General features: G+C 68.8%; 17 protein-coding genes and 10 pseudogenes. 13 read left to right on the top strand and 14 right to left on the bottom strand.

Going from position 1 to position 22,833, the window contains the following annotated elements; all coding sequences use genetic code 11:
- Nucleotides 1-102 precede the first annotated feature (102 nt).
- The 3 genes from ACJX2R_RS49895 to ACJX2R_RS49885 all read left to right on the top strand — a co-directional run bounded on the left by ACJX2R_RS49895 (nt 103) and on the right by ACJX2R_RS49885 (nt 3,151).
- Entirely contained in the window at nt 103-1,248 is a 1,146-nt protein-coding gene (locus ACJX2R_RS49895) for a glycosyltransferase 87 family protein (RefSeq protein WP_413105576.1), read from the top strand.
- Entirely contained in the window at nt 1,245-2,408 is a 1,164-nt protein-coding gene (locus ACJX2R_RS49890) for a glycosyltransferase family 4 protein (RefSeq protein ID WP_413105575.1), read from the top strand. Before ACJX2R_RS49895 ends, ACJX2R_RS49890 begins: the two co-directional genes overlap by 4 nt.
- A 308-nt stretch (nt 2,409-2,716) precedes the next feature.
- Nucleotides 2,717-3,151 (top strand): TetR/AcrR family transcriptional regulator C-terminal domain-containing protein, encoded by a 435-nt coding sequence (locus ACJX2R_RS49885; RefSeq protein WP_413105574.1) that lies wholly within the window; start codon nt 2,717-2,719, stop codon nt 3,149-3,151.
- A 978-nt stretch (nt 3,152-4,129) separates the two neighbouring features.
- Here the strand turns inward: ACJX2R_RS49885 and ACJX2R_RS49880 are convergent.
- Nucleotides 4,130-4,787 (bottom strand): annotated as a pseudogene (locus ACJX2R_RS49880) (transposase).
- Between the two features lie 818 nt (nt 4,788-5,605).
- Nucleotides 5,606-6,250 carry a dihydrofolate reductase family protein gene (locus ACJX2R_RS49875; RefSeq protein ID WP_413105573.1) on the bottom strand — a complete coding sequence of 215 codons (645 nt, stop codon included), beginning with the start codon at nt 6,248-6,250 and terminating at the stop codon, nt 5,606-5,608.
- Nucleotides 6,251-6,521: 271 nt separating this feature from the next.
- Here ACJX2R_RS49875 and ACJX2R_RS49870 point away from each other — a divergent pair.
- Nucleotides 6,522-6,935, top strand: a pseudogene (locus ACJX2R_RS49870) (FAD-dependent monooxygenase); the annotation flags it as partial.
- A gap of 125 nt (nt 6,936-7,060) precedes the next feature.
- Here the strand turns inward: ACJX2R_RS49870 and ACJX2R_RS49865 are convergent.
- A pseudogene (locus ACJX2R_RS49865) lies at nt 7,061-7,392 on the bottom strand (IS5/IS1182 family transposase); the annotation flags it as partial.
- 408 nt (nt 7,393-7,800) lie between these two features.
- On the opposite strand from ACJX2R_RS49865, the gene ACJX2R_RS49860 reads away from it, so the two are divergent.
- The 3 genes from ACJX2R_RS49860 (at nt 7,801) to ACJX2R_RS49850 (ending at nt 10,778) form a co-directional block, all read left to right on the top strand.
- A complete protein-coding gene (locus ACJX2R_RS49860) occupies nt 7,801-8,442 on the top strand; it encodes a DJ-1/PfpI family protein (protein ID WP_413105572.1) in 642 nt (213 codons plus the stop codon).
- A 275-nt stretch (nt 8,443-8,717) separates the two neighbouring features.
- Entirely contained in the window at nt 8,718-10,115 is a 1,398-nt protein-coding gene (locus ACJX2R_RS49855; RefSeq protein WP_413098523.1) for an IS4 family transposase, read from the top strand.
- 432 nt (nt 10,116-10,547) lie between these two features.
- The gene (locus ACJX2R_RS49850) at nt 10,548-10,778 is read left to right on the top strand and encodes a hypothetical protein (RefSeq protein WP_413105571.1); all 231 of its coding nucleotides are present in this window, start codon (nt 10,548-10,550) and stop codon (nt 10,776-10,778) included.
- 1,318 nt (nt 10,779-12,096) lie between these two features.
- Here ACJX2R_RS49850 and ACJX2R_RS49845 read toward each other — a convergent pair.
- Both ACJX2R_RS49845 and ACJX2R_RS49840 read right to left on the bottom strand, forming a co-directional pair.
- Nucleotides 12,097-12,938, bottom strand: a pseudogene (locus ACJX2R_RS49845) (IS481 family transposase); the annotation flags it as partial.
- On the bottom strand, nt 12,935-13,297 hold the full coding sequence (locus ACJX2R_RS49840; RefSeq protein ID WP_413105570.1) for a hypothetical protein: 363 nt from the start codon (nt 13,295-13,297) through the stop codon (nt 12,935-12,937). The gene ACJX2R_RS49840 and the pseudogene ACJX2R_RS49845, both read right to left, overlap by 4 nt.
- 342 nt (nt 13,298-13,639) lie before the next feature.
- On the opposite strand from ACJX2R_RS49840, the gene ACJX2R_RS49835 reads away from it, so the two are divergent.
- On the top strand, nt 13,640-13,777 hold the full coding sequence (locus tag ACJX2R_RS49835; protein ID WP_413106204.1) for a hypothetical protein: 138 nt from the start codon (nt 13,640-13,642) through the stop codon (nt 13,775-13,777).
- Here ACJX2R_RS49835 and ACJX2R_RS49830 read toward each other — a convergent pair.
- Nucleotides 13,771-13,941, bottom strand: a pseudogene (locus tag ACJX2R_RS49830) (transposase); the annotation flags it as partial. The gene ACJX2R_RS49835 and the pseudogene ACJX2R_RS49830 overlap by 7 nt on opposite strands.
- Nucleotides 13,942-14,163: 222 nt before the next feature.
- Nucleotides 14,164-14,295, bottom strand: a pseudogene (locus tag ACJX2R_RS49825) (IS5/IS1182 family transposase); the annotation flags it as partial.
- A 171-nt stretch (nt 14,296-14,466) separates the two neighbouring features.
- Between ACJX2R_RS49825 and ACJX2R_RS49820 the strand changes: the two are divergent.
- Nucleotides 14,467-15,066, top strand: coding sequence for a YdcF family protein (locus ACJX2R_RS49820; protein WP_413105569.1), 600 nt, complete (start codon nt 14,467-14,469; stop codon nt 15,064-15,066).
- Nucleotides 15,067-15,086: 20 nt separating this feature from the next.
- Here the strand turns inward: ACJX2R_RS49820 and ACJX2R_RS49815 are convergent.
- Nucleotides 15,087-15,580, bottom strand: a pseudogene (locus ACJX2R_RS49815) (IS5/IS1182 family transposase); the annotation flags it as partial.
- 219 nt (nt 15,581-15,799) lie between these two features.
- Between ACJX2R_RS49815 and ACJX2R_RS49810 the strand changes: the two are divergent.
- Nucleotides 15,800-16,093, top strand: a pseudogene (locus ACJX2R_RS49810) (transposase); the annotation flags it as partial.
- Nucleotides 16,094-16,311: 218 nt separating this feature from the next.
- The gene (locus ACJX2R_RS49805) at nt 16,312-16,524 is read left to right on the top strand and encodes a hypothetical protein (RefSeq protein ID WP_413105568.1); all 213 of its coding nucleotides are present in this window, start codon (nt 16,312-16,314) and stop codon (nt 16,522-16,524) included.
- Here the strand turns inward: ACJX2R_RS49805 and ACJX2R_RS49800 are convergent.
- From ACJX2R_RS49800 to ACJX2R_RS49790, 3 genes and pseudogenes are all read right to left on the bottom strand, one after another.
- Nucleotides 16,521-17,513, bottom strand: a complete 993-nt coding sequence (locus ACJX2R_RS49800; RefSeq protein WP_413105567.1) for an aldo/keto reductase — start codon at nt 17,511-17,513, stop codon at nt 16,521-16,523. The genes ACJX2R_RS49805 and ACJX2R_RS49800 overlap by 4 nt on opposite strands.
- 120 nt (nt 17,514-17,633) lie before the next feature.
- A pseudogene (locus tag ACJX2R_RS49795) lies at nt 17,634-19,030 on the bottom strand (ABC-F family ATP-binding cassette domain-containing protein).
- A 102-nt stretch (nt 19,031-19,132) separates the two neighbouring features.
- Nucleotides 19,133-19,765, bottom strand: a complete 633-nt coding sequence (locus tag ACJX2R_RS49790) for a DUF4352 domain-containing protein (RefSeq protein WP_413105566.1) — start codon at nt 19,763-19,765, stop codon at nt 19,133-19,135.
- Nucleotides 19,766-19,959: 194 nt separating this feature from the next.
- Between ACJX2R_RS49790 and ACJX2R_RS49785 the strand changes: the two are divergent.
- Nucleotides 19,960-20,249, top strand: a pseudogene (locus ACJX2R_RS49785) (transposase); the annotation flags it as partial.
- 132 nt (nt 20,250-20,381) lie between these two features.
- On the opposite strand, the gene ACJX2R_RS49780 reads toward ACJX2R_RS49785, so the two are convergent.
- Nucleotides 20,382-20,762, bottom strand: coding sequence for a site-specific integrase (locus ACJX2R_RS49780; RefSeq protein ID WP_413105565.1), 381 nt, complete (start codon nt 20,760-20,762; stop codon nt 20,382-20,384).
- Nucleotides 20,716-21,069, bottom strand: a complete 354-nt coding sequence (locus ACJX2R_RS49775; protein ID WP_413105564.1) for a hypothetical protein — start codon at nt 21,067-21,069, stop codon at nt 20,716-20,718. The genes ACJX2R_RS49780 and ACJX2R_RS49775 overlap by 47 nt, the downstream gene beginning before the upstream one ends.
- On the opposite strand from ACJX2R_RS49775, the gene ACJX2R_RS49770 reads away from it, so the two are divergent.
- The gene (locus tag ACJX2R_RS49770) at nt 21,068-21,505 is read left to right on the top strand and encodes a hypothetical protein (RefSeq protein WP_413105563.1); all 438 of its coding nucleotides are present in this window, start codon (nt 21,068-21,070) and stop codon (nt 21,503-21,505) included. The genes ACJX2R_RS49775 and ACJX2R_RS49770 overlap by 2 nt on opposite strands.
- A gap of 188 nt (nt 21,506-21,693) precedes the next feature.
- Here ACJX2R_RS49770 and ACJX2R_RS49765 read toward each other — a convergent pair whose 3' ends face one another.
- Nucleotides 21,694-22,815 carry an epoxide hydrolase family protein gene (locus tag ACJX2R_RS49765; RefSeq protein WP_413105562.1) on the bottom strand — a complete coding sequence of 374 codons (1,122 nt, stop codon included), beginning with the start codon at nt 22,813-22,815 and terminating at the stop codon, nt 21,694-21,696.
- Nucleotides 22,816-22,833 lie beyond the last annotated feature (18 nt).

Below are 22,833 nucleotides of genomic sequence, written 5' to 3'. Positions count from 1 at the left end.
TACGGGTTGAGCCTGCGGCCGGATGTCGTGCCACGGGTTGAGTCCCAGGTCCGGAGTCTCGGTTGACGCTCTCCGACCTGCGGATTCCTACCGTCGATGGACATGACGAAGAGTCTTGAACGGTACGTGCGACACATCCAGTACGTACGTCACGAGCAGTACGCGTGGGCTGGCTGCGCGGTCGTCGCGCTGGGGCTCGCCCTGGCCTCGGATCTGGGGCCGCACCGGATGTGGGGGGTGGTGGCGGGGGCGGGCTATGCGGTCGCGGCGGTCCTGGCGTGCGGTGCGCGCTCCCGTCCCGCCGCCCGGGTGGTCGCGGTGGCAGGGGCCGTCGTGGTGCCGTTCGTCTCGCTGGTGACGGCAGGGCTCGGGCAGCTGGAGGTCACGGTGGTCGAGCGGTCAGGGCAGCTGCTGTTCACGACCGGCAGCCCATACATCGCCGACCCTACGGCCATCGCCGACTTCAACCCCTACCTGCCCGGGATGGCGCTCTTCGGGGTGCTGCCCGGGGATGCGCGCTGGTGGCTGGGCGGCGCCTTCGCGGCGGCGCTCACTGCGGCCGGCCTGTACCGAGCCTGGCTGCTCGCCTGCCCTCTGGTCGCGCTGCCCCTCGCGGTAGGCGGGATCGACCTCCCGGTCGTCGGCCTGATGTGCCTTGGCGTCGTGCTCGCCGGACAGGGACGGCCGGGCAGGGCAGGGCTGGTGCTCGGCGCCGCCGCCACGCTCAAGTGGACGGCGTGGACCGCGCCGCCCGTGGCGCTGGCGCTGATCGCGGTACGGCGGGGCGTCCGCCCCGCGCTGCGGTATGCGGCCGTGGTCCTGTCCATCGCGACGGTGGCGGTGCTGCCCTTCGCCCTCGCTGACCCCTCCGGCTTCTACCGGAGCGTCATAGCCTTCCCGCTGGGCCTTACCGACACCACCTCGCCGGCCGCGAGCCCGCTGCCCGGCCATCTGCTCGTGACGTACGTCCCCGGCGGCAGGGTGATCGCGCTCGCGCTCCTCGCGGTGAGCGCGCTGCTGACCGCGGTGTCGCTGGTAGTGCGGCCGCCGGGGACGGCACGGGCGGCGGCCGCCCGGCTCGCGCTGGGTCTGGGCCTGGCGATGGCCCTGATGCCCGCGACCCGTTTCGGCTACCTGGTCTATCCGCTGGTACTCGGGGCGCTGGCGTACCGGGGGTCGCAGCGCGGCAGCAGCACTGTCACCGCTGTCGCCCCTGTCGCCCCTTCCAGGGAGAAGGCCCTCGTATGACGAACCACTCCCGCACTCGTACGCTGATCGTCACCAATGACTTCCCGCCAAGGCAGGGCGGCATCGAGACATTCGTCCGTGAACTGGCCGACCGTTTCCCACCCGACGAGGTGGTCGTCTTCACCTCGGCGTCGAACCCGGCCACGGCGGAGCCGGCACCCGACGAGTCCTTTCCGTACCCGGTGATCCGTCACCGGGTACGGACCCTCCTGCCCACACCCCGGGCCACGGCGCACGCCGCATCCGTGGCCCGCAGGTACGGCTGTGACCGGGTGTGGTTCGGCGCGGCGGCGCCGCTCGGCCTGATGGCGGGCCGACTGCGGCGGACGACGGACATCCGTACCGCCGTCGCCACCACGCACGGCCACGAGGTGTGGTGGGCCCGCACCCCCGGGGCCAGGGCCCTGCTGCGCCGCATCGGCACGGAGGTCGACGCCCTCACCTGGCTGGGCGCGAGCACCCGCCGGCCGATCGAGGCGGGCCTCGCTCCCGGGACCCGCACCGCACGTATGGTCCCCGGCGTGGACACCACGGCCTTCCACCCCTTCCTGGACGGCGGCCCGATGCGGGCCCGCTACGGCCTGGGCCGCCGCCCGGTGATCCTGTGCGCGGCCAGGCTGGTCCCGCGTAAAGGCCAGGACACCCTGATCAGGGCGCTGCCCTGGATCCGGAGGGCGGTCCCGGACGCCATGCTCCTCCTGGTCGGCGACGGCCCTTACGCCCGCGAACTACGCCAAATTGCCCTGGCCGAGGGCGTCTTGGACTCGGTTGTCTTCGCAGGCGGCCATCCCCACCACACCCTCCCCTCCTTCTACGCCGCCGCCGACGCCTTCGCCATGCCCTGCCGCACCCGCAGACGCGGCCTCGAGGTGGAGGGCCTGGGCATCGTCTACCTCGAGGCCGCCGCGTCCGGACTCCCCGTCCTGGCAGGCAACTCGGGCGGCGCCCCCGACGCGGTGCGCGACGGCGAGACCGGGCATGTCGTCGACGGCCGCTCGGTGGCGGCGACGGCGGACCGTCTGACCAGACTCCTCCGCAGCCCCGAACTCGCCCACGAGATGGGCGAGAGGGGCCGCCACTGGGTCCGAACGGAATGGACCTGGGACCGCTCCTACGCAACTCTGGCGGGGCTGCTCCATTCGGCGAGAGCGGCGGGGTGAGTGGGCGCAAGCCGTACCCAAGCGACTTGTCCGTACGACGAACGTTGGGCAGCGCCGGAAACCGTTCGACGACCGTCGCGTGGTGACCACCGCGGATGAGCCAGTAGGCCGGCGCCTGCCCCGCGACCCGCGGCCGGCTACAAGAACCCGCAGTGGGCGCTTCGGGATGACCGTCGTCACCGAGGCGCTCGGCTCGCTCGACGGCGTGGGCCTGGAGACCGTCAACACGAGGCGGCCGGCCGCGCCTCGGCGTCGAGCAGCCGTCACTGTACTGCTACTTCCGGACCAAGAAGGACCTCCTCGCGGCCATGGCGGAGGCGGTCATGGCGCCCCATGCCGGCGCACCGCTCCCGTCGCCCGAGGACGACTGGCGCGAGTGGTTCCTTGAGAACTCGCGCAGCTTCCGGCGCACGCTGCTGCCGCGTCGCGATGGCGCACGCCTTCACGCCGGCAGCGCACCGACCGGTGACCTCGACCGGATCCGTCGCAAGATGGCCTTCCTCGTCGCCTCCGGTGTGCCCGAGAGTGATGCGCAGATGGCGATGCTGGCCGCCAGTCGGTTCACGGTCGGCTGCGTGCTTGAGGAGCAGGCGGATACCGGCCCGGGTGACGACGTGGGCCTGCCGGCCGGCGTCCCGGTCATCGATCACGGATCAGCGTTCGAAGCGGGGCTGTCCCTCATCCTCAACGGCCTGGTGCAGCGCGTCGAGGACGCCGACAACGCGGCTGGACAGTCGCCCTGATCCCACACAGAGCCGTGCTGCCGGGCGGCGCGACACGGGTGGCTTCGTTCGCCTCCAAGGACAGCGCTTGTCATCGGTGTCGGAGGCGTCTGAGGGAGACCTCCTTCTTCGGTCAGCCGGGGGCTCATTGGGGTCTGTCCGGCGGATCAGGGTCTGATACGTCCAGTAGGTTGGCAGCATGTCTTCCGTACCGTCCCCAGGTGAGCGGTGCACCGAGCGTGACGAGACAGGGGGCACGTTCTACTGGCAGTCACCCCACGTACGGGAACCGGGGCCACAGCCGCTGCGCCGCTGGCCCCCGTTGTCGCTGGCCGCGGGCCCCGCCCGCTCTCCAGTTCCCCGATCCGCGCCAGCGTCGTTCCCCTCTTCGGGCATACCCACACCGCCGTGTCCGTGCGGACTGTCGCCGTCAGCGGATGCGTGTCCGGGTGTGTCGGGCACTGCGGCCAGACCGCCGATGCGCCTTCGGACCACAGTGCCTCCACCGCCCATTCCTGGACCTGATCTGCCAGGATCGCCAACCGCTCCGCGGCGGTGCCACCAGGTGGTGAAGTCAGGCCCTGGCCCGAACCGTCCGGGGCAAAGAGCATGATCCCGTACGTGTCGTCCACACGTATGCGCGGCTGCACCGCGCACTGCGCCTGGAGGTCCCGCAGGACCGTCTCCAGAGTTTCGGCGAATTCCATGTCGTCCACTGGGGACTCCTGATCACATCGCGGAGGACTGTCCCGCAGTCTCCCCTGTCCCTGTAGCTTGCGGAGGATCTTTTCCGGTCCAGGATCCCGTTTCAGCGGCCGCCTCAATACCTGTGCTGCGGGTCTGGTGTCCGGCACCCGACGCCCAACCACGCGGCCGGGGCTGCGCCTCCTTGGGCGTCGGCCCACCTCGATGCGCGTACCGCACGACGACCTCCTACCGCAACGATCAAGAACCGTCACGAGCCTGGGGACACGGCGAGTTCAACCTGAGTAAGGTTGCTCACGCCGCGAGGGTCTCGGGTCGTTCGACGAGGTGGCCGTGCTCGAACCGGGCTCCGGCGCGGACCAGGGCGACGAGGTGAGGCGGGTTGGCCGCGCGGTCGACTCGACGGGGTTCGCGGTCCGCAGATGGATCAAGTACTCGGCATGTCCTGGATCACGCGCTTGGCCGCAGGCTGGGCGGACTTCGCAAGAGCGCCGAGGACGTTGGCAGTTTTGTGTACCCAGCACCATTGTTCGCGGGTATCGGGGAACACCTCGGCCAGAGCCTTCCAGAAGCCGATCGCGCCGTCGTCGACGGCCAGCACTGGAGCGCGCATACCCCGGCTGGCGCAGCCGCGCAGCGGTCCAGCCCCACGCTTCGGGCGATTCGCGGTGGCCATCGGCCAGGGCGATCAGCTCCTTGTGGTCACCGCCCTCGCCTGGTGGTAACCGTTGCGCACCACCATCCGCCGCCCGGCCTCGTCCAGCTCGCCAGTCAACTCGGCGAGGTAGGCGTTGACTTCGGCTTCCACAGCGGCGGCCAGCATCCGCCGCGCGCCCTCCCGAACGATCTCGTCCAGCAGCGAACTGCCACTTGGCGTGCTGGCGTCCTCGTTGACTCCCGTAAGCGCGGGCGTCCCTTCCCGGCCGACGCGGCAACGTCGGCCTTGCTCGATGACCTACCGATCGACCCATAGGGAAGGTAACGCCTCCCAGCCTCCCTCCGTCAGGCCGATCCACAAGTCCTGACATCGCTTGTCACTCGCACGCCGTTCGCCACCGCTTCATGGCCTCTGGGAGCAGGTCGTCGCGGAGCACCTATCCGCGCGACCTCTTATGTCTGTCTCACGCGGCGGCTCTCTCGCTCCGCCCCCGGCCGGGCGCCACCGCGATCCGTACGACGGCTGGGCAGGTGTCGACACGCCTGTCCGCCCTCACAAACCGCAGACGTCGCCGTACTCCGCATCCCCGACCACGTCCGGCACCAGGTATATCGGGTCGCGTTACTTAACGCCTGACCGTCTGCACGATGGTCACCGGCCGTGGTTGCGCGGCTGACGGCTGGCGAGGGCTGCTGGGTGGCCGGTGGCTTGTGGCTGATGGTCGGCGACTGGCGGCTGGGCCGTGTCTCTTCGCTTGTAGACGGGCGGGCATCGGGGGCGGGAAGGGTGAATCTGCCGGTCCCGCAGTCTGCCCGGCAACACCGGACCGATCCTGACCTACCAGCTCCACGGCTTCCGCAGGACGAGAGGTTTCACCGCACTCGTGCCGGGTCCGGCCGGTGATGCCGGGCAGCGGGCCGTTCCAGCGGCCCGCTGCCGGTCAGCCTTTCGGCGGCGGGGGTGCTCAGGCGGGCAGTGGCCCCCGGGGCGTTCCTGTTGTGGTCAGGGGCGAGTACCGCGGTCCGTCCTGGTGACTCGCCCACACCTACGCGTTCATGTGCCGAAACACTCGCATCGACCGCGCTGAGATCCCTTGAGGTGGGTCCCCCGCATCATTTTCGCCAGAACAGGTGATGCGTCACGCCGTTTGGGCTGGGCACGGCCTCGAGATGGAACCGGTCGAGCAGTTCATCGGGCGACTCCCACAAGCGGAGGCCGGATCCGAGCTTCACCGGCGAGACCGCCACGTGCATGGTGTCGACAAGGTCGGCTTCAAGGAACTGCCGGATGGTGGTGACCCCGCCGCCGAGTCGGACGTCCTTGCCCTGCGCTGCCGCCCGTGCCCGTTCCAGGACCGTGATCGGGTCCCCGTCGACGAAGTGGAAGGTGGTGTCGGAGAGCGTGATCGAGGGACGCTTGTGGTGGGTCATGACGAACACCGGGGTGTGGAACGGGGGCTCCTCGCCCCACCAGCCGCGCCAGTCATGATCGTGCCAGGGTCCGCGCTGGGGGCCGAACTTGTTGCGGCCCATGATCTCGGCGCCGACGTTGCGCGCGAAGTCCCGCGTGAAGTAGTCGTCGAGGCCGCGGCTCCCTCCGGGGTCGGTGCGCATGGGCCAGCTCGCCGTGGCACCGGCCCAGGCGAACAGCCTTTCGGAATTGGCATGGCCGAACGGGCTCTCGAGGCTCTGGTGCTCACCGGCACCGAATCCATCACTTGAGACGTTGAAGTTCATGACTCTCAGCAGCTGATCCATGTGTTTCCTCGTCAAGTCCTGTCGAATCCTCGTGTGGCGCGGTGCCCCACACCAGGGCGTCGAACGGGACATGGCCGGATCGACAGCGGCCCGTAGCTTTTCCCCCCGGCCGCACACGCGGGCGGGTTCCATGCGCAGTGCGGTGAGCCGCGACGGGATGGCGGGCGTGGGCAGTGGGCCAGCGCAGACTGGCGTCCAGAGCCCGGGTCTGTACGGGATGACTTGGATGGTGCCGAGTCGGCCAGCTGGACGGCTGGGGGCGGCCAGGGCCGACGGCGTCCGCGCCCTGCTCTTGGGCGAGTACGCCTCCTGGTCGCCCCGCATGCGCCAGATGATCACCGAAAACGACGGCCCCTACGTCGACCGCCCGATCTTCGCTCTCCCGGTCCCGCATATCTGGGAACACAACCCGACGGTGACCCTGCTCGGTGACGCCGCCCACCTCATCCCCCCGCTCGGCGTCGGCGTCAACCTCGCCATGCTCGACGCCAGCGAACTCGCCCTCGCTCTCGCGAACGCCGCCACCGTCGACGACGCGATCCGCACCTACGAGAAGACCATGCTCCCCCGCTCCACCGAGACGGCCAAGGCCCTCGAAGGCGGCGCCGAACATCTGCTGTCCGCCGATGTGCCCGACTTCGGCAGCGACAACGACGCCCAGCCCGAAGGATTGGGGTCAGAGTGAGGGCTTCAGCCGTCGCCAGCGGATGATGGCCCAGCCGAGGGCGATGAAGGCCTGGTGGATGTCGTCGCGGGCCTCCCACCGGATGCGCAGGCGCCGGAACCAGTGCAGTGGGGCGAAGGCGGCGTAGCGGCGAGTGGGATGCCGTGGGCATCCACGATCACGTGGTGCTTGCTGCCGGTCCTGTCTCGATCCACCGGAGAAGGCCCGGTCCTAGCACCACCACCCTTCACCCGCCCGCAGGTGCGAACCGTCGACCGCGAGCCGGGAGAAGTCAGCAGGTCAGCCGCCGCAACTCGGCGAGTAGCAGCTCGTGCAGGGCCTGCCATACCCCGGCCGCCCGCCGGTCCGCCAGCCGCCTGCGCCCCGGGTAGCGTCGCCGACGCTCGATCACCGGCAGCGGCGGAGCGATCCGCTCCCACAGCCCGTCATCGACCTCCCACGGCCTCCGCTGCTCCATGCCCCACCCCGATCCATCAGATGTAGGCACAACGGCGACTGACGGTCCGTCATTCCAAGGCAACCGCCGCTCATTTCGCCAGGAGTCCTCAGCGGGTGGTTTTCTCCTCCGGCTTGGGCGGCCTCCGCTCAGGGCCCTGACTACCGTGGTCCACAGGTCCCCTTTCACTTTTGGGATCCGAGGACTCAGCCAGGTGCGTACGGGAACTGATGGGGAGCCGCGGCCGACTACCCAACCATGACAAGCAAACTCAAGCGCGCTCGGACAGTCGCCGTGTCCCGGCGCACGGTTCTCGGGACCGGCATGGCCGCTGCGGCCGCGCTGCCGCTCGCCGCCGGTGCAGCGGCAGCGTCCGCGCCGCAATCCGACATCCGCACCGTGAGGTCATCCGGGAAAGAGGAAGCCGCCATGGACATCGTGATCCCGCTCTACAACGACTACGAGCCGCTCGACGTGGTCGGACCCTACGAAGTCCTCGCCTACATGCCCGGCGCCTCCGTACGGTTCGTCGGGGCAGAGAAGGGCCCGGTCAAGGATGCGCTGGGGTCCCTGCCGACGTACGTCCCGGCCGCGTACTCCGAGGTGGAGCACTGTGACGTCCTGCTGATCCCGGGCGGGAGCAGCGTCGAGGCCATGGTGGCCGACGCCGATTTCCTCGCTTGGGTGCGCCGCATCCACGCCCGCACCCAATTCACCACCTCGGTCTGCACCGGGTCCCTGGTGCTGGGCGCCGCAGGCCTGCTGAAGGGCCTGACCGCCACCACCCACTGGAGCGGGGCGGAGACGCTGGCGTCGTACGGCGCTGTCTACACCCCCCAACGTACGGTCCGACAGGGCAAGGTCATCACCTCGGCCGGCGTATCCTCCGGCATCGACATGGCCCTCACTCTGGCCGCCTTGCTGACCGACGAGGTAACCGCCCAGGCGATTCAGCTGTGGATCGAGTACGACCCACAGCCCCCCTTCGACTCCGGCTCGCTGGCCAAGGCATCTGACGCGGTGAAGAAGCGGGTCTTCGAACTGGGGAAGGAGCCGCCCCACAACGGCTGAAGGCACACTGCCGCGGCCGGTATGCACACGCCATCAGGAGTCGTCCTGAACGACGCCCGTTCACCGGGTTGTGTCTGCGGCAGCCCCAAGAAGTCCGTCACTGCGCTCTGGCGGAAACGCACAGCCTGTGCCCCGGATGGCGCTGACGCCCGCTCAGTACTCCAGTCCCAACACCGTTGACTTTGGCCTGGCAGTGACGTGTCAAGGGGGTTGAACGGCGCAACGGAACTCCGGTAGATCAACTTTCGGCCAAGAGAGTTGATCAAGGAGTTCCGTTGCAGGAGCAGTCTGTCATCACCCGCGAGATCGCGGTAGCCAAGGGCGTGTTCGCGCCGGGACACCTTGGGGAGTTGACCCAGGTGGTGGACTTCGCCCTGGTCGATGCGGTGCTGGAGGAGACCGGAACGGTCCAGAAACGGGTCAGGCTGCTGCCCTCGCGGGTGGTGGTGTACTTCGTCCTGGCGCTGGCCCTGTTCGAGCGGTGCAGCTACCGGGCGGTGTGGGGCAAACTCGTCGCGAGCCTCGACGCCCTCGCCTTGGTGCGGCCGTGTACCTCGGCGCTGTGCCGGGCACGTCGCCGGGTGGGAGCCGCACCGTTCCAGGCATTGTTTGAGACGCTGGCCGGGCCGGTGGCCGGACCACGTACTCCCGGCGCGTTCTGGCGGGGCCTGCGGACGGTGGCCATCGACGGCACCAGCCTGCACCTTCCCGACAGCGAACCGATCGCCGCCCGGCACGCCAAACGCAAGCGCAAGGGCGAGGACGTGGAGTTCGGCTACCCGCTGTTGCGACTGCTCGTGCTCATCGAGTGCGGCACCCGGGCGGTGCTCGCCGCCGCCTTCGGCCCGGAGACCACAGGCGAGACCACCTACGCCGAGAGGATGCTCGATCGGTTGACCAGCGGGATGCTTGTACTGCTGGACACCGGCTTCGACGGTTACCCCTTCCTGCTCCAACTCCACTCCACCGGGGCGGAGTTCCTGTGCCGGTCCGGGGCCAGGCGCATCCCGCTGATCATCAAGCGGCTGCCTGACGGCTCCTACCTGTCGACCTTCGGCATGGGGAAGCTGCCGGTGCGGATCGTCGAAGCCTGGATCACCGTGACCTACGCCGACGGCACCGTCCGCCGTGAGCAGTGGCGCCTGGCCACCAGCCTCACGGACCCCGCCCGCTACCCCGCCCGCGAACTCGTCGCTCTCTATCACGAGAGGTGGCAGGCCGAGACCACGTACTTCTCGGTCAAGGCCACGATGCTGGACGGCCGCATCCTGCGCTCGCACCGCCCGCCGGAGGTCGACCAGGAGGTGTACGCCCTGCTGACCGCCTACCAGGCCCTCATACGGATCACCGCCGACGCCGCCGCCAGCCGACCGGCTCTCGACCCGGACCGGATCAGCTTCACCATCGCCCTGGAGACCGCCCGCGACCAGGTCACCACTGCCGCTGGGATCCTTCCCGGCGAGGTCACCCTGGTCGGTGCGATCGGCCACGCCGTCCTGGACAGCCTCCTGCCAGCCCGCCGCCGGCAGCGGGCCAAGGCCCGAACCCGAAAGAACCCGACCAGCAAGTACAGCAAGAACTCCCTCCAGCGCCCCGCCACCGCTCAGCACTACACCCTCGCAACCGAGGTCACGGTGATAGAAGACGGCTTGAAGGCCAGGTCAAAGCGCTAAATCAACGGTGTTGAGACTGGAGTACTCACCTCCTTGGCATGCGGAAAGCGGTAGTCGATTGGCTGGCCCTCTCAGGCGTTTGGATCATGGTGCTGGCCGTACCAGTCGTCGTGCTCGGTGGTTTGGGGGTGCTGGTGTGGTCGGTCCTCGATGACGACGAGGGGCTGCAAGAGCTGTCGGATTTACATCGCCTTTGCGGTAAGAATCACGAGGGATTCGGCGAAACGCCACCCTATGGTGGGGGCGGACCACATCCGCTGGTCCTCTTCGCCGGGGACACGGACTTTCCCGCTCGCGCCACTGACGGCCAGAACGGGGAACCGGCCCCGAAGGACGTGCAGTTGGTCGCGTGTGCCTCGCGTCCTGCCCGCGCGTCGGAAAATGTGAGCGAGTCCTGTACATACGTCGGCGGCGAAACCGACTCTTCCGGCTTTGAGCGGGAGCGTCACCGTCGATCAATACCCGGGCAAGGTGGACGTCACCGTGTACGAGGCGAGAACCGGTCGCCCGGTTGACGAGTTCCGGCTTTCCGGCCCGGACAAGTTGAAGTGCGAAAGTACAGTCCTGGAGGGAACGAAGAGTCACGATGTCATCACCGCATCTTCGACATCGGACTACGTGAAAAGACTGGAAGAGTACGTTACGGAAAACGCGAAACCCTGAATGCCAGGGTCGACGAGGACCCGATGCGTGATGACCGCCGTTGGTCGACCTCGAAGTCCGCACCCCTGCCGACCGCGACCCCGGCCGCGCGTGGGACTGGTGGGGCCCCTGAGTCACGTGCGCACTGAACGCCCTGCCCCAGCTTCGGGAGGGGTCCCGATCCCCGCCACTATTATCCGCCCATGCGATGGTTCCGCAGGAGAGGCAAGAAGAGTCAACTATCCGGCGAATCGCGGGAGATAGCAGCTCCCGAGGAGGGATCGGAACCCGAACCGACGACGGAAGTGGAGTCCGAACCTGAGCCGGCCCCGAAGCAAGCGTCGGGGCGCGGCGGAGCGCCCAGAACCAGGCACAAGCGGAGGAACCCCAGGGTTGACTCGACGGCCACAGAGCAGCGAGAACCGCAGCCGAAGCCCGCCCCACGAGGAACTTCGTCGGGCAAGGTCAGAACGAAGAAGTCCCACCGCATTGAACCGCATCCGAGATGTGTGAGTTGCCGACGATACGTCGATCCTGAGGACTTGCGTCCCGACCCGATAGGGCAGCGGGGCTTGTGGGACATCGCCGCGAACCTCGGTCTGACCCGGGAGGATCTGGCTGGGCCGATAGCCGATGTCAGCGCCCAGCTCTACGCACGGCGGTGTGATCGCTGCAATTCCTGGATGTGCCATGTGTGCGTAGACAAGGTTACCGGGCACGGCCGGCGGCCGGCCAAGCACCAAAGCTGCGGAGGCATCTTCCGACCGAAACAGGTCGGTTGACGGCCCACCAGAATCAGCGCCGTTGCCCACTGTTGAAACGCTCACGGAACGGGCACATTTAACGACTTCGCGGAAGTTACGTCTGACCCACGCCTCTTGGCGTCTGAGCTGGTTAGCCCCTCGCAGCGAGAAGGTGACAGAGAAGGGACGGGGCCATGGCAGGGGATACCGTCGCCTGGATCGTACTAGGCGTCATTTTCGGGATGCTGCTGATATGGGAATTTTGGTCATGGGTATGTCGCGTGCGTGACCCGGATGAGTCCACGGAGAGACCTCGAAGGAAAATCGCGCCAGCGCCGCATCCGGCATATACGCTCTCCTGCGCCTACTGCGGCTATGAGTGGCCATCTCCGGATCCTGCATCCGAAACACTGAAATGTCCTAACCCTGCGTGCGGTCGAACGCATCAGGGAATCCGGTACCCCGACCCTTGGGGCCGACCATACCGCTAGGGGCGGCAACGTCTCACTCGGTAGGCGGATCGAGAAGCTCACCATTGAGACCCGAGCATCGTGAAGTTGCCGGTCACGGGTCTGGCGTGCGGGACGATCGGGATACTCGCGCCGGTCCCCGGCTAGGTGTGTTGTCCGGAGAGGTTGGTAGGCCCATTCGTCCAGCAGGGTGCGGTGGAGCGTTCGACCTTCCCGTTGGTCCGGGGCCGCCAGGGGCGGGTGAAACGGGGGCTGATGCCCAGGTCTCGGCAGGTCTGCCGCCAGGTGTCCTTGCTGTAGGCCCAGGCGTTGTCGGTCAGTACCCGCTCGACGGTCACGCCGCGTGCGGTGAACCAGGCAACGGCCCGTCGTAGGAAGGCCCCGCAGGTAGCGGCCTTCTCGTCGGGCAGGTCTTCGGTGTAGGCCGGGCGGGAGTGGTCATCCAGTGCAGTGTGGAGGAAAGCATAGCCGGTCCCGCTCTTGTTCTTGCGGCCGGCCGCGCGGCCCAGGGCTTTGTGGCCGCCGCCATCGGGGATACGGCCGAGCTTCTTCACATCGATGAGGACCAGCTCGCCTGGCCGGGAGCGTTCGTAGCGCCGGATGGGATCGCCGGTGGCCCGGTCGCAGGCGGTCAGCGGTGGCAGGCCGCGGCGCGGTGGGCGGTGGAGGCGGCGACGGAGGTGCGGGCGGCCAGCCGCAGCGGGCCGATGTGGTGTTCACGGCGCATCCGCAGCACCCGCTCTTCTACGAGGGCGGGTGTCCGGCGTGGTGAGTGGTGGGGGCGGCTGGAGCGGTCGCTCATGCCCGCGACCCCGTGGTGGCGGTAGCGGGAGGCCCAGCGGACGGCGGTGGTGTGGCTGACCTGAGAACCGCTCGGCCGCCCGCCGCAGCGGCCAGCCGTCGTCGACGACACACCGGGCCAGACGCAGCCTGCCAGTCGGGGTCAGCGGGGCGTTACGGTGGATCAACGACGTCCGCCGTAGCCACGAAAGCCGCGGCGCAGCGCAAGGGCGCACCATATGAACGCTGCCGTCAGTGCGGCTGCGGCGGAGGCGGCCAGCACCGGTGGCTCCGGCCGAAAGCCCAGGGAGAGCCGGGTGCCCATGAAGGTGAGTATGGCTACGAGCGCATCCGGGCCGTGGAGCGGAACCCTGGCGGCGACAGCCCGCAGCGCGGCTGCCGCCGTCAGACCGGTCGCGGTCCAGGCCAGCAGATACGGCCGCACCTGCCCCGGAGCGGCGAGCGGCATCCCGAACTCATCGGGGCCGGAACGGAACGACGCGCTGGCCCAGCCCAGGCCGACCCCGAGAATGGTGACGCCCGCCACCCACAAGGCATGGCGCCATAGCGGACCAGGCCGCAGGGACGCTTCGTCGCCATCAGAGCTCGCGCAGTTGTCAGGGCTGGGGAGGCCGGGCGATTCAGTCACGCCCAGAAGAACTCGGCCCGGAGGCCGCAGGTTCCCACCCGAATCGCCGACCGATGCTTTCGCGTCGGCCGAGAAGCACCGCCGAACTCTCGGTGCTGAGCCCGTCGCTCATTTCGTCACCCCACCCCCCGCATTTCGTCGGTTCCCCTTCTACGCCCGGGGGTGCCCCTATGCGTTTGGTCAAGGTCGAAGGCCAGTAGGTTCGTGTGGTCGAGAGTGGGTCCAGCCGTAGGGGTGGGCATGGGGGATGGCCAGGTCACGATCAAGCTCACGAGTGACGAGGCACTGGTGCTGTCGCACTGGCTGGAGAAGCTCCAGATGACGGACCTCAGTCGCGTTGTCGACGATCCAGCGGTCTGGGCACCGATCCCGTCGTAGTAGGCCCGGGATGCCTGGTCGCCCAGGACGGCGAACGCGGAGAGGAAGAACGCCCGTTTGAGCTGCATGTTTCCTCTCCTGGATGGCTGTTCGCCGCGGATCGAGGAACCCGAGCTCCGGGTCGCCGGGGCGAGTCCGGCGTAGGTGGCGAGGTGGCCGGCGGCCCGGCTGCGGCCGTGCGTACGGCCACGGCGGCAGTGCACTCGGGTACCTGACCTTCGCCCTCAACAGCCGCGACGGGCGCGACCAACTCGTCGCCCACACCAACTGGAACTCGTTCGCTGACACTGGGATCGACGAGGACTTCTGGTCTGCCTTCCAGCGAGGTTACTGCGGAACGCCTGGGTAGATCAGGCTGCCTTCGGTGCCAGGTAGTTACGGACTGGCGTCGCGCGGGGTTTCGGCTCCTTGCGGAGGGTGAGCCGTCGCGTCATCAGAGTGATCGCCGCCCACGAGATCAGGGACTCGCTCATCTCAGGCAGGCGTTCGTGGTCGCGACAGTGCCACCGGGCACGCATGTTCAGTGTTCACCTGGTGTTCGAGCAGGGTGACGTCGAGAAATCCCGGCGAGCTCTGGACCGGACCGAAGCCGCCGTCATCGCGATCCTGGAAGGTATGCACGAGATGCGCGCGTCCGCATCGGCGACAGCGGGCATGCAGCCCGGACGGCCGTGTCCTAGAGTCGCCGCATGCGGCGAAGGACGGGACTGGCGATAGCTGGGGTTGCAGCCCTGGCCTGGGGCGAGTGGCTGAACTGGCGTTGGTCTCGAGCTCTCGTGGGGAATAGCGGGGGCGCCTCCACGGCCGTGGTGGTGTGCGGGTACCGGAATCCCCAAGCGACGGCGAACTTGATCAACCGATGGCGAGTCCGTGCTGGAATCCGTTCCATCGCCGCTGACGGTGCGAATGGGACCTGCGTGATCTTCAGCGGCGGTGCGGCTGGCGGCGGTGTTGCGGAGGCCCAGCTGATGGCTGACTACGCGAAGTCGGTGCTCGAGTTCGATGGCACGGTGCTCCTCGAAGACCAAAGCGCGACGACGTGGGAGAACATCACGAACGTAATCCCACTGCTTGAAGACGTGGATCGCATCAAGATCGCCTCCCAGCCAGCTCATGCGCTCAAGGCCCGTGCGTACTTGCGGCGGCAGCGCCCCGATCTTGCAGAGAGGCTGGTGCGCGCGGATGACTACCGCCCTGGCGAGTGGATGGTCGTCAAACCGCTGTTGGCTCTGTACGGACTTTGGACACTCCGCGGCCTCAAGGCCGAGGAGCGGAAGGTCTCGCTGTAGACAGCCGCTGTCGCTTGGCCTCACAGGTGATGGTTCTTGAGCCGACGCCAGCAGATGATGCCGCATCCCTGAGTGAGGAGGTTCGTGGATGTCATCGCGGATCTCCCGGCGGATCCAAAGGCGGTGGAACCAGTGCAGATGGGCGAATGCGCGCTCCACGACCCAGCGTTGGGTACCCAGACCGGAGCCGTGCTCGGTGCTGCGGCGGGCGATCAGCGGTTTCACGCCGAGATCCCAGACGAGGCGGCGGTACTTGTCGTGCTCGTAGCCGCGACGGCAAGTGGGATTCCGGTGGCGTCGGTGATCAGGTGGTGTTTGGTGCCCGTCCTGCCCCGGTCGACGGGGCTTCGTCCGGTCTTGGAGCCCCCTTTAACGCTCGGATATGCGAGCCGTCGACCGCCGCCCGGGAGAAGTCCAGGGCGTTCACGCTGCGGAGCTTGGCCAAGAGCGCCACGTGCAGTCGGCGCCATAGCCCGGCCTCAGTCCACTCGGCCAGACGGCGCCAGCAGGTCATCACCGCCCACAACTTGTCGTCGACTTCCCACGGCTTCGGCCGCGCCACCCCGCACCCCCAGAACACCAGTTCCGGAGTGATCCAACCACCTCAGAGATCATTTCGTTAGGAGTTCCAAGAGGGCGGTATGTGACATGATGCCGCTTCTGTCGTCGCTGAAAGGTATCGGGTCGTGGCATCCGCGCTGACCGTAGGGTCAGGCCGTGCTGGAGTGTCCGCGTGAGTGACCGTCAGTCCTACAAGGGCGACTTATCCGACGAACGCTGGGGCCTGATCGAGCCCGTCATCACCGCATGGAAGACGAAGCACCGCTCGGTCAGCGGCCACGAGGGCAACTACGACATGCGGGAGATCGTCAACGCCTTGCTGTACCAGTCCCGCACGGGCTGCCAGTGGGACTACCTCCCCCACGACCTGCTGCGCTGGCAGACGAGGGAGCGCAGGGGCCGATTAGCCGACCCGAGCCTGGTGGCACTCGACACCCAGAGCCTCCATGCCGCTGCCCGCCGCCCCCTGGACCTACGGTGGAGCCCTGAGCAGATCTGCCAGGCGCTGCGCGCCCAGCTTCCCGACCGGCCGGAGATGCACGTGGTCCACGAACTCAACCATCGTCCGCATAAGACCCATGGCTATCGCACTCCGGCAGAGGTCTACGCTGGCCTCCTGAACAGCGGTGATGCGCTGACCGCTTGAGCTCGCCATCGGTTGACGACACATAGCTGAGCGTCGGCGTGCTCGCCGTAGGCGCGGACGGGTACCGGGCGCTGGTCCCCTACGGCGAGATCGCCCCGGGCTCCGGCAACCGGGGCGCGATCCTGGCCGTCGAGCAGGACGGGGCACCGCCGGCCCGACCCCGGCTGGTCGTGACCGGCGAGGTCACCGGTGGGCGCGACATCAACGACGTCGTCGAGCTTGCCGTCGTGCGCGTCGAGCCCACCGGCTAACCCCGAACGACCTCAGCGGTGTGCGCGGGGGTGTAGCGCTCACCCATCACCTGGTCGCTCAGCGGGGCCAGCGCGGCCAGCGCCTCGGCGTCCAGGGTGAGCTCCAGCGCGGCCGCGTTCTGCTCCAGCCGGGCCGGGCTGCGGGTGCCCGGAATGGTCGCCACCGCCACCCCGAGCCGCTCGGCCTGGGCGTACACCCAGGCCAGCGCCACCTGGGCCGGGGTGGCACCCAGCCGGTCGGCCACCTCGCGCACGGTCTGCGCGATCTTCTCATTGGCCTCGCCCGCCTCGCCGGCGAAGCGGGGGTTGGTCCGCCGGAAGTCCTTCTCGCCCAGCGCGGAGCGGTCCAGGGTGCCGGTCAGGAACCCCCGCCCCAGCGGCGAGTACGGCACCAGCCCGACCCCCAGCTCGGCCATCACCGGGGTGACCGCCTCGACGTCGCGGGTCCACAGCGAGTACTCGCTCTGCACCGCGGTGATCGGGTGCACCGCATGCGCCCGGCGCAGCAGCTCGCCGTCGACCTCGGACAGGCCCAGATGGCGGACCTTGCCCGCCTCGACCAGCTCGGCCATCGCCCCGACGGTCTCCTCGATCTCCACGTCCTGGGGCGGGCGGTGGGCGTAGTACAGGTCGATCACCTCGACGCCCAGCCGCAGCAGAGAGGCGTCGCAGGAGCGCAGCACGTAGTCCCGGGCACCGCGGATGCGGCGTGCCCGGTCGCCGGCGCTGCGGTCGATGCCGAACTTGGTGGCCAGCTGCACCTGGTCCCGGCGGCCATGGATGGCTCGGCCCACCAGCACCTCGTTGTGCCCGGTGCCGTAGGCGTCGGCGGTGTCCAGGAACGTGATGCCCAGCTCCAGGGCCCGGCCGATGGTGGCCAGGCCGCCGTCCCAGTCGGCGGCGCCGTAGCTCTCGCTCATCCCCATGCACCCCAGGCCCATCGCGCTGACGGTGAGACCGGGCGAGCCGAGCGTGGTTCGGGTGATCATGCGCGGATACTCCTCCTGCCCGGCGGACCGGGCGGTACCTCGAGGGCTGACGAACGCCTCCGACACTAGGAATTGGAGCGCGCTCGAAGTCAAGCCGGAGGACCGGCCCCCGCCGGCGGGTCAGGCGCGGCGGGAGCGGGTGAGGGTGAAGCGGCCCACCGGCAAGAGGACCCGGTCGGGGCGGAGTGCCTCGCGCCGCAGTCGTGGGTGACCATGATGACCGCGCCCGGATACTCGCCCACGGCGGCCAGGACCTCGTCGCGGGAGACCGGGTCCAGATTGTTCGTGGGTTCGTCAAGCAGCAGCACGTTCGCGCCGGAGTGGATGAGACACGCCAGCGCCAGCCGGGTCTTCTCGCCGCCGGAGAGCACACCGGTGGGCTTGTCGGCGTCGTCGCCCCGGAACAGGAACGCGCCGAGCACCTGTCGCACCTCGCCGTTGGTCAGCCCCGGGGCCGGGGACGACAGCGACTGGAACGCCGTCGCGGCGGGATCGAGCGCGTCGTGCTCCTGGGCGAAGTACCCCAGGCGCAGGCCGTGTCCCGGCACCGCCCGCCCCCGGTCGGGCCGTTCCTCGCCTGCCAGGACGCGCAGCAGTGTGGTCTTGCCCGCACCGTTGAGCCCCAGCACGACCAGCCGGCTGCCCCGGTCGAAGACCGCGTGCTCCCGTACGACTTGGCCAGGCCGACCGCCGCCAGCGGGATGCGACCGCAGGGCTTCGGGGTGGGCAGGCACCCGGGCCACGCGTTCGGCCCTGCGGGCCGGCTCCGGTTCCCCGCAGCATGGTGTCCGCGCGCCGGACCATGTTCCGCGCGGCCACCGCGGTCGCCACGTGTGATCGCATCTTCTCCGCCTGCGCACGCAGCGCCGCCGCCTTGCGTTCGGCGTTGGCGCGCCCCCCTGACCCTCCTGCGCTCGGCGGCCTCGCGGTCGGCCTGGTAGCGCCGCCAACCGGTGTTGTACACCTCGATCGCGAGCCGTTCGGCGTCGACGTGGAAGACCCGGTTCGCCACGGCCGCGATCAGGCCGGTGCCATGGCTGCTCATCAGCAGGCCCCGGGGAAGCCCGAAAGGAAGGTACGCAGCCAGGCGACGGAGTCGGCGTCGAGGTGGATGGTTGGTTCGTCGAGCAGCAGCGTGTTCTGCTCGACGAAGAGGATTCGCGCCAACTCCACCCGTCTGCGCTGCCCGCCGGACAGTTCGCCGAGCCGCTGTGTCAGTGCCCGGTCGGGCAGTCCGACGCCGGCGGTCACCTGCGCGGCGCCGGCCTCGGCCGCGTATCCCCCAAGGACATCGAACTCATCCTGCGCCCTGGTGTAGGCGCGCATATGGCCCGCTCCCGCTCGGTGTCGGACCGGGCCTCGGCCATGGCGGTCTCCGCGGCGTCGGCCCCGAACAGACCATGACCGGCCTCTACCCGGACAACCGCCGCGTCCGTCCCACCGGCCGCATGATCTTCTACCACCTCGGCGAACTCACCCTGAGGCCCGGCAACGTCACCGACCCGCCCACCGTCCAGATCACACGCGGCGTCCAACTCCACCTCCCCGGTCTCCTCAACACCGACATCGGGCAAACCCGCTGGCCACACACCTGAAACGGTGACCCGCGAAGTACGGGCCTAGTCGAGGGTCCACTTGCCCGTGCGCTCGGGGTCCGGCCCGACCTTTTCCATCAGGTACGTCACGGACGTGATCTTCGCGTCCTTCGGCACCTCGAAGACGATCCAGCCGGTGACCCGCTCGCCCGGCTTGATGATCATGTTGGGGCCCAGGGAGTCGCCGGCGGTGGGGGTTCCGGGCTTGCCCTGATATCCCTGCCCGTTCGCGTCGAAGACGTTCGCCTCCGCATATCCGGAGTCTTGGTAGGTGCCGGTGCCGGTCTCGACGATGGTGAACTTGGCGGCCACGAGGCGGTTCCCGGCGGCAGGCTCGAGTACGCCGATCGCCGACTTGGCGTGGTTCTCGAACTTCTCCAGCGTGAAGTCGGCCTCGATCGTACCCGTGCCGTTCAGGCTGCCTTCCATCCCCACCAGCTTCAGGGTGTCCCCGAGCTTGCCGACCGGCGCCTGCGTGCTGCCGGTGGTGGCGCCGGGCGACTGCTCGCCGGCCGGCTGGGCGGTGCTGCTGGAGCCGGCGCCCTTCGTGGGCCCCGTGGGCCCGGCCTTGTCGCTGCCCCCGTCCGAACCCCCGCATGCCACAAGGGTGGCGGTGAGCGTGACGACCGCGGCGGCAGCCGCGATGGAACGGCGCATGGAATCCCCCCGTACATTCCCGATGGACCAGGTGAGTATGACGACTGATCCAGGTCAGTGTGTCGATGCCTGGAATCCTTGTACAGATCGGTAGTGCGGGGAACGGCCGTTCTGTAACCGAACTGCACTAGGGTCCGTCTAGTAGGACTCCGTTATGTCTGTGTGTCGGCCGTCTTCGGTGGCACACGGGGTGTATGGACGCAAATGAAGTCAATCGTGTTCGGGCGTCGTTGGCGTTATTCGTGGCGGATGTGTTCGCCTCGGTACCGCGCAAGGACCAGCGGGCCAAGAGCGGCTGCTAAGCGACTGCTATCTGCGGGGACTGATGCTGGACGGCCGCCGCAAGTCCATCCAGGCCATGGCCGCCCGGCTACCGGACGGCAATGAGCAGAACCTGCGGCAGTTCGTGAACCAGTCGCCGTGGGATCCGGTACCGGTGCGGCGGCGGATCGTGGAGCGGGAATCCGGCGCGGAACCGTGGGCCGGTAGCGGCCCGTCCGCTCTGGCGCCCAGGCGTCCATCGGGTTGTGATGTCCGTGCGCGCGGCCGGTACGACGAGCCAGGTCCAGCGGGAACGGGTTGAGCACCGGCCCGGATCGGCATCACGGTGCAGGTCCTAGAACCTGCGCAGCACCGTCTCACTGTGGGCGACGGTCGACGCGGCATAGCCGGGCCCCGGGGTCGTTTTCCCGGTCACCGGATTCGGGGCGCCGACTGTGCGGACCGACCGCCGCCTGGCTGCGGTCGCTCGTGGCTTGACCGTCAGCTGGATCCAGCAGCTGAAGTCCCGAGCGTCCACGCGCGTCGCTTGGTCCCAAGGCACTTCGACCGCGTGCAGGAACCGCCACCACCGCAGCAGGTCCATGCCGTAGGAGCGGACGGTCACCGCCGTCTTCCCGGCTGCGAGCAGCTCCTGGAAGAACACCGCGACCGGCGCCACGGTCGCACCGTCAGCGTCGACGAGCCGGTAGGGCTCGTACCGGGCGCCGGTCTCCACCAGCCGACCCCACCGAGGAACGGTCAACGGGGACGATCTCGCCGGTGGTCGGGAGCCGGTACTGGATCAGAGCGTGGTGGCTGGTCTCCAGCATCTCCTCGATGCGGGCGCCAGTGTGGGGGAGGAATTTTGCCGCGGCCCAGGCCCAGAAGGCGCGGTGCTCGGCCTGGTCGAAGCGGAGCAGGGTGCCGCGGGCGTCGCGGGCGTTGGCGGTGGTCTGGTTCTTGGTACGGGTGTAGACGACATCGTTGAGGGTGAAGGTGGGCCCCGGCGATACGGTCTCGATGGTGCCGTCGGGGGCGCTCATGCCGCTGGTTCCGGGCGCGGAAGCGTTCCTTCCAGGCACTGGCGGCCCCGGGCGGCAGGTCGAGGGAGTCGATGCCGGGGTGGTGGCGTTCCAGGTCCGACCAGAAGTTCCGGGTCAGGGCGCGGGCCAGGTTGTCCAAGGTGCTGTAGTCGAGCTTCGGTCGACGTTCTTCCAGGTAGTCGATCAGGAGTCGACGGATCGGTGCGCAGGCCACGCCGTGGCGGTCGACGAGTTGCTCGCAGGTGAGCTGGCCGGTGACCCGGTCCAGGAAACGCGGGGTCGCTGGTGCGTCGGACGGCAGATGGCCGAGCTCACGGAGCCACGCATAGAAGAGGGTGCCACCCGAGTTGTCGATCTCCGACTTCCGAAGCTCGATGGAGAACTGGATCGCGTCACCGGCGGTGATGTCCGCCAGGCCTCCACCTTTAAAACGTAGGACAGCTTCTCAGCTTGTCCTTTGACCTCCATCAGCGCCGTGAGTGCCGGGCCGTTGGATCTACCCCATCTGGCTGAACCCGTGGCTGGCGTCCGCTCGCCGAGCGCGGCCGTCGTTTTGCCGGTAACCCGGGGGGACGGACAGGACCATCCCCTGGGGGCGGGCTTCCCAGGGGATGGCACGGACAGTCAGCGGAACAGGCGGAAGAACCCGCGCACCTGCTTGACCAGCGACTCCGGCTGCTCCAGCGCGGCGAAGTGGCCACCATGCGGCAGTTCCTCGAACCAGCGCAGGTCGGTGAACCGCAGCTCGGCCTCCCGCCTCGACGGGCGGGTTATGTCGCGCGGGTAGACCGACAGCCCGGATGGCGCGGTCACCTTGTCCCGGAAGTTGGCGAAGCTCTCCCAGTACAGGCGCGCCGACGACGTGGCCGACGCGGTGAACCAATAGACCGAGATCTCGTCGAGGATCGTCTGCCGCGGCAACGCGTCCTCGGGATGGCCGTCGTTGTCCGTCCACGCCCAGAACTTCTCGGCGATCCAAGCGGCCTGTCCCGCCGGGGAGTCGGTGAGGCCGTAGCCGAGCGTCTGCGGCCGGGTCGCCTGGATCGCCGAGTACCCCCGGCCGGTGCGCTGCATCTCCTTCTCGGCCTCGAGATTCGCCAGCTCCGCGGGCGTCGGGTCGTCGAACGTGCCCGCCGCCACGGATCCCAGGTTCAGGTGCACGCCGGCGACCCGCTCGGGCGCCACCTCGCCCAGCGCCGCGGACACCGCCGAACCCCAGTCACCGCCCTGCGCGCCGTACCGTTCGTAACCCAGCGAGACCATCAACGTGTCCCAGGCGCGCGCGGTGCGAGTGATGCCCCACCCGGTCGTCGACGGCTTGTCACTCCAGCCGTACCCGGGCAACGACGGCGCGACCACGTGGAACGCGTCCGCCGGGTCACCGCCGTGCGCGCGCGGGTCGGTCAGCGGGCCGAGGACCTCCAGGAACTCGAGCACCGAACCCGGCCACCCGTGCGTGAGCACGAGCGGGAACGCGTCCGGCTCCGGCGAGCGGACGTGCAGGAAGTGGATGCCCAGCCCGTCGATCGTGTCGCGGTACTGCGGGAACACGTTCAGCCGCTCGGCGAACCCGAAGTCGTAGTCCTCGGCCCAGCTGCGGCAAAGCTCCTGCGCATACGCCAGCGGCAAACCCTGTGACCAGTCGTCCACCGGCTCGCGCTCGGGCCACCGTGTCCGTCGCAATCGTTCACGCAGGTCCGCGATCTCGGCTTCGGTGATGCCGACCTCGAATGGCTCGGCGGACATGGCAAGGCTCCTTACTGG

Origin of the sequence: Streptomyces sp. Inha503 (assembly GCF_047215865.1) — a bacterium.
GTDB lineage: Bacteria > Actinomycetota > Actinomycetes > Streptomycetales > Streptomycetaceae > Streptomyces > Streptomyces lycopersici.
Note: the sequence above shows the minus strand (reverse complement) of the source record. Positions and strands in the feature narration are given on the sequence as shown.